A 5,342-nucleotide genomic window follows, 5' to 3' on the forward strand; every position below is an offset into this window, starting at 1 on the left:
ACCTGGTGACCGTCCGCGACAAGGGCGACCACAGCATGGTGTACCTGAATCAGCTGCAGCAGTGCGTCGCGAGCAGCAGGGCCGCACAGCGCCACGCCGAGTTGATCGTCGAGCACTGGCGAGAGCGCGAAGTGATGCGCCTGGGCTCGACGATGGCCGACGTGATCCTGCGCGGGGCGCACGATGCGAAGGGCAAGCCGCAGCCGGTCGACCAGCTCATCGACCAGATGATCACGAAGCTGATGGCACTGAACGCGGTGGCCGAGCGCAACGAACCGCGCGACATCAGCGAGCTGGTCGTGAGCTTCGTTGACGACCTGACCGAGCGCTACGAGGGCAAGCAGACCACCATCCTGACCGGGCTGAAGGATCTGGACCACTGCACCGCTGGCGGCGGCCGGCCGGGCGAACTGTGGGTGATCGGTGCCAGACCGAGCATGGGGAAGACGGCCGCATGCCTGACGCTGAGCCGCAACGTGGGCCGCAAGCACCAGGTGCTCATGCTGACCCAGGAAGACAGCCTGAACTCGCTGACCGCGCGTCAGGTGGCCGCCGCTGGCCGCGTGAACCTCGCTGACCTGCGCAATCCGCAGCGGGCACCGGAGAGCATGTGGGAAGGCGTCACCGAGGGCGTCGATGCGCTCGGGAAGCTGCATATCGCGATGGACGATCAGGCGGCGCTGAGCATCATGGATGTGCGCCGCAAGATCCAGCAAGTGAAACGCCGGCACAAGCGGCTGAGCCTCGTGATCATCGACTACCTCCAGCTGATGGAGGGCGACGGCGACAACCGCAATCAGGAGCTGGGGAAGATCGCCAACGGCCTGAAGCGCGCGGCGAAGGAACTCGGCGTGTGGATCGTGCTGCTGTCGCAGCTGAACCGCGAGGCGGAGAAGCAGAACCGGGCGCCCATCATGAGCGACCTGCGCGACAGCGGCGACATCGAAGGCGCGGCCGACCTGATCGGGCTCCTGCACCGCGAGCATCGGCGCAACCCGACYGAGGCCAACAAGTTCCACGCCGAGCTGCACGTGGTCAAGCACAAGAACGGCCCCACCGACACGCTGAACTTCACCTTCGACGGCGCCTACCAGCGCTTCACGGATTGGGAAGGTCCGCCGCCGATGAAGAGCATCAAGGCGCAGCGCGGCGGCGGGCTCGACTGAACCAGGGAGGAACGATGCTGACGATGAACATCCGCTTCGATGCGGCCGAGATCGCGAAGGCGTTCGGCGAACTGCAGCAGGAGCACCCGAACGTGATGGCCCAGGCTATCAACGACACCACGCGAGAGATCCGCGACGCACAGGTGGCAGAGATTCGCGGGAGCTTCGACAATCCGACGGCCTTCACGCTGCGCTCGCTCTACACGCGCTTCGCGACGAAGACCAAGCTGCAGGCGATGGTGTGGCTGAAGGACGGCGCCTCGCGGGCGCACTACCTGATCCCGCAGATCGAGGGCGGCAACCGGCCGCTGAAGCGTTTCGAGGAGATCCTCGTGCGCGCCGGGATGATGCGCAGCAAGGAACGTGCGGTGCCGGGTGCAGCCGCGAAGCTCGATGCCTACGGCAACATGGGGCGCGGCCAGATCGTGCAGATCCTCAGCCAGCTGCAGGCCTTCAACCTCGCAGGCTCGGACGCCAACGCGACCAACAGCAAGCGCTCGAAGGCCAAACGCAGCAAGGTCGAGTACTTCGTTGCGCATGGCGGCGAGTCGCGACAGGGCCGTGGCTCGTGGAAGCACGGCGACAAGGTGCAGCACCTGCCGCGCGGTGTGTGGGCACGGTATCGCTTCAGCKCGGGCAGTGCRGTSAAGCCGGTGCTGCTGTTCGTCAATGGCACCCGATACGGCAAGCGCTTYGACTTCGTCGGCACGGCGCAGCGCGTGATCGATGCGCGCTTCAAGTCGCACTACGARCAGCGCATGCACAAGCAGCTCGCGAAGCTCGGGCTGGGCTCGAAGGGGCAGGGCGCATGACCACCTCGACCTCGATCGCCACCACCCCCACCCCCCTAGACGGGTCCTCCCGGAGGACCTCRGTCAAGGGTAATTCGAACCCCGTTCGCACCGTAGTTGCGGGCGTTGCTTAAGGGGGTTGTACCCATGGAAGCGATGCAACAACCCTTGTCCAACCCGATCAGCCAGGAGCAGTTCGGCGACCTGGTCGGCGTCAGCCAGCAGGCCATCAGCGAGCTGCTCGGTCGCGGGATCCTGAAGGCCGGCCAGCCTGCCTCGGCCTGGCTGCGTGCCTACACGAAGCACCTGCGCGAACAGGCGGCCGGGCGCGGTGCCGACGGCGAGCTGGCGCGCGAACGCGCACGCCTCGCTCGTGAGCAGGCCGACCGCGTCGCGATGGACAACGCGGTGAACCGCCGCGAGCTGGCGCCTGTCGCGGTGCTCGAGCTGGTGCTCGCCAAGATGTCCGGCGACGTGGGCAGTCTGCTGCAGGGGCTGGTGCCGCGCGTGCGCCGCCGCGTCGAGCTGCCCACCGAGGCGCTGCGCATCTTCGAGGAGGAGGTCAGCAAGGCGCGCAACCGCGCGGCGGCCTTGAGCCTCGCCGATGCAGAAGACGAACCCGACGACGAGGAGGATGGAAATTGACGCATGCGTCGCCTATGCTCGACGCAGTCGAGCCCGTGTTCATTGAACGCCCGCTCTCGCTCGCTGATCTCGGCACCGAGCAGCGCGACGAGATCAATGCGGCATTGCGGCGCGGCCTGCGTCCGCTCGAAGCGCCGCCGCCGATGCGCCTGTCGCAGTGGATGGCCGAGCACTTCTACCTGTCGGAGGAGAGCAGCTACGAGCAAGGCCGCTGGGAGGCCTACCCGTACCAGATCGCGATTGCCGATTGCATCGGGCACGACGAGATCAACCACGTGACCTGGCGCAAGTCCGCGCGCACCGGCTACACCAAGATCTTCCTCGCGGCCGTCGGCTACTTCGCCGAGCACAAGCGGCGCAACCAGGCGGTGTATCAGCCGACCGACGAGGATCGCGATGACTTCGTCACCACCGAGCTGGAGCCGATGCTGCGCGACGTGCGCGTGATGCGCCGCGTGTTCCCGAAGTTCAACCGCAAGTCCAAAGAGAACACGATCAAGAAGAAGCGGTTCCTMGGTTGCCTGCTGCACCTGCGCGGTGGCAAGGCCGCGAAGAACTATCGACGCATCACCGTCGACTGCGTCTACTACGACGAGACCGACGGCTTCGACCGCGACATCGAGAAGGAGGGCAGTCCCTTCCGCCTGGGCGACAAGCGCATCGAGGGGGCCACCTTCCCGAAGTCGGTGGCCGGCAGCACGCCGAAGCTGAAGGGCTTCAGCCTGATCGAGGACCGCGAGAGCCAGGCCGACGTGCGCTTCCAGTACTTCATCCGCTGCCCGCACTGCGATGACGAACACACGCTCGACTGGGGCGGCAAGGAAGCCCGGCACGGCCTGAAGTGGACTGATAGCGATCCGGAAACTGTGGGCCATGTCTGCCCGCATTGCGGCGCGTGCATCACCCAGGCCGAGTACCTCGCCGTCTGGAAGGGACGCTGGAAGTCCGCCGAAGGGATCTGGATCGACGAGCGCGATCCGGTCCAGCTGCGCTTCCGCAACGCGGCGGATGTGGAGATCGCGCCGCCCAGGCATGTGGCGTTCTTCAGCTGGACCGCGTACAGCCCGCAGGCGACCTGGGTCAGCATCGTCCGCGACTGGCTGACGGCCGCAAAGAAGGCGCAGGCGGGCGATGACAGCGACCTGAAGACCTTCATCAACACCACGCGCGGCGAGACCTACGAGCAGGAACTGGAGAAGACCGACGCCAGCCAGCTCGCGCTGCGCGGCAAGCACGGCCACCCGCTGCGCACCGTGCCGCGCGGCGCGGTGAAGCTCGCGATCGGCGTGGACGTGCAGGGCGATCGCTGGGAACTGGTGGTGTGGGGCTTTGGCCGCGGCGAAGAGATGTGGGTGGTGGACGACCTGGTCATCTACGGCAACCCGGCCGACCAGCGCGAGTGGGATCTGAAGTTGGATCCGGCAATCAAGGCGACCTACCGGCACGTGTGCGGGGTCGAGATGTCGGCCGACGCGGTGGCGATCGACACCGGCGGGCACTTCACCCACCAGTGCTACGTGTTCGTGCGCAACCGGCCGAACCAGAACCTGTACGCGGTGAAGGGCGAGACGCGGCTGGGCCGTCCGATCAAGAGCGCGAGCGTGCTGGTTGACGTGAACGAGCGCGGCAAGACGATCCGCAAGGGCGTGCGGCTGTGGCACGTCGGCACCGACACCGCGAAGGACTTGCTCTACGGCCGCCTGCAGGTCAGCCAGCCTGGGCCTGGGTACGTGCACTTCGCGCGCGAGCTGACCGCCGAGTTCTACGACCAGCTGACGGCCGAGAGCCGGATGCTGGTGAAGACCGGCCGGGGCGAGGAGCACCGCTGGCTGAAGCCGGCCGGCAAGCGCAATGAGAAGCTCGACTGCACGGTCTACGCGCTGTTCTGCGCGCAGATGCTCGGGCTGCACACGCTGAGCGACAAGCTGTGGGCGCGGCTCGAAGCCGGGCTCGAACCTGACCTGTTCGCCACGGCGCCCTCGGCGAGTGAGGGCACGACACCCGATGTGCAGGCGTCTGCACAGGTCCCGAAACGCGATCCACCCGTGCAGGCGCCACGCCTCGTGCCCCAACCCCAAAACTCAYCACCAATCGCCAGCAGCGCATGGAGCAGCCGCCTTTGAACCGTACCCCGTCTGAATCGAAATCTCCGGTCAAGCCAATCCACCGAATTCCGTTGGTCGGACAGATGTCGGACATTCTTCGGGATCGCCTCGCCGTCCAGGATCCTTGGGCGACGGCGATGGCGCAGGAGATCGTGCAGGGCCTGAGTGCCAAGTTCGGTGGAGCGCTGGTCTACGTGCCGATTCCAGATCGAAGGGCGCGCGACGAGCGGATCCGCCGGATGTTCAATGGTGCAAACCTGCAGGAGGTCTGCGATCAGTTCGGACTGTCGAGGACCGCGGTCTACAGGATCTGCTCGCGTCGCAAGTGACCGTGCGGATAGGGGCGTCGATCCACGGGTGAAGACCTCTGAGTCGCCCTGCAAATAGTCCCGTTCCGGAGACTACAAACGGGACAGCGATTCCGTGACGATGACGGCATGCACAACGCACCCGTCATCGCATGAGCGCCACACCCTGGTACAGCATCCATCGCCGGCCGGTCTTCTCCGCACTCGCGGCGGCCGAAGTCCAGCACGCCGAGATCTGGATCTACGGTGACATCGGTGAATCCTGGTACGGCGACTCGATCGCCGCCAAGGACTTCGTCCAGACCGTCGCCGCACTCGATGCCGAGA

The 5,342-nt window shown here is 66.2% G+C and carries 5 protein-coding genes; all 5 read left to right on the plus strand.

The annotated features are described in order from the left end of the window. A partial coding sequence (locus AC1D01_RS19285) for a replicative DNA helicase (protein WP_477869090.1) occupies positions 1-1,166 on the plus strand: 1,166 nt, incomplete at its 5' end. Positions 1,167-1,180: 14 nt separating this feature from the next. After that, positions 1,181-1,978: a hypothetical protein gene (locus AC1D01_RS19290; RefSeq protein ID WP_477869092.1), complete on the plus strand. Its 798-nt coding sequence runs from the start codon at positions 1,181-1,183 to the stop codon at positions 1,976-1,978. Between the two features lie 135 nt (positions 1,979-2,113). Beyond that, positions 2,114-2,602: a terminase small subunit gene (locus tag AC1D01_RS19295; protein WP_477869094.1), complete on the plus strand. Its 489-nt coding sequence runs from the start codon at positions 2,114-2,116 to the stop codon at positions 2,600-2,602. Positions 2,603-2,637: 35 nt separating this feature from the next. Then, positions 2,638-4,725 carry a phage terminase large subunit family protein gene (locus AC1D01_RS19300; protein WP_477869096.1) on the plus strand — a complete coding sequence of 696 codons (2,088 nt, stop codon included), beginning with the start codon at positions 2,638-2,640 and terminating at the stop codon, positions 4,723-4,725. Continuing rightward, positions 4,722-5,036, plus strand: coding sequence for a Mor transcription activator family protein (locus AC1D01_RS19305; RefSeq protein WP_477869098.1), 315 nt, complete (start codon positions 4,722-4,724; stop codon positions 5,034-5,036). Before AC1D01_RS19300 ends, AC1D01_RS19305 begins: the two co-directional genes overlap by 4 nt. Positions 5,037-5,342: the final 306 nt, after the last annotated feature.

The organism is Rhizobacter sp. P3_B12 (assembly GCF_056402895.1).

What these genes read in the sequence shown, in the direction of transcription:
- AC1D01_RS19295 (WP_477869094.1), top strand. Translation starts at nt 2,114, where the DNA reads ATGCAACAACCCTTGTCCAACCCGATCAGCCAGGAGCAGTTCGGCGAC.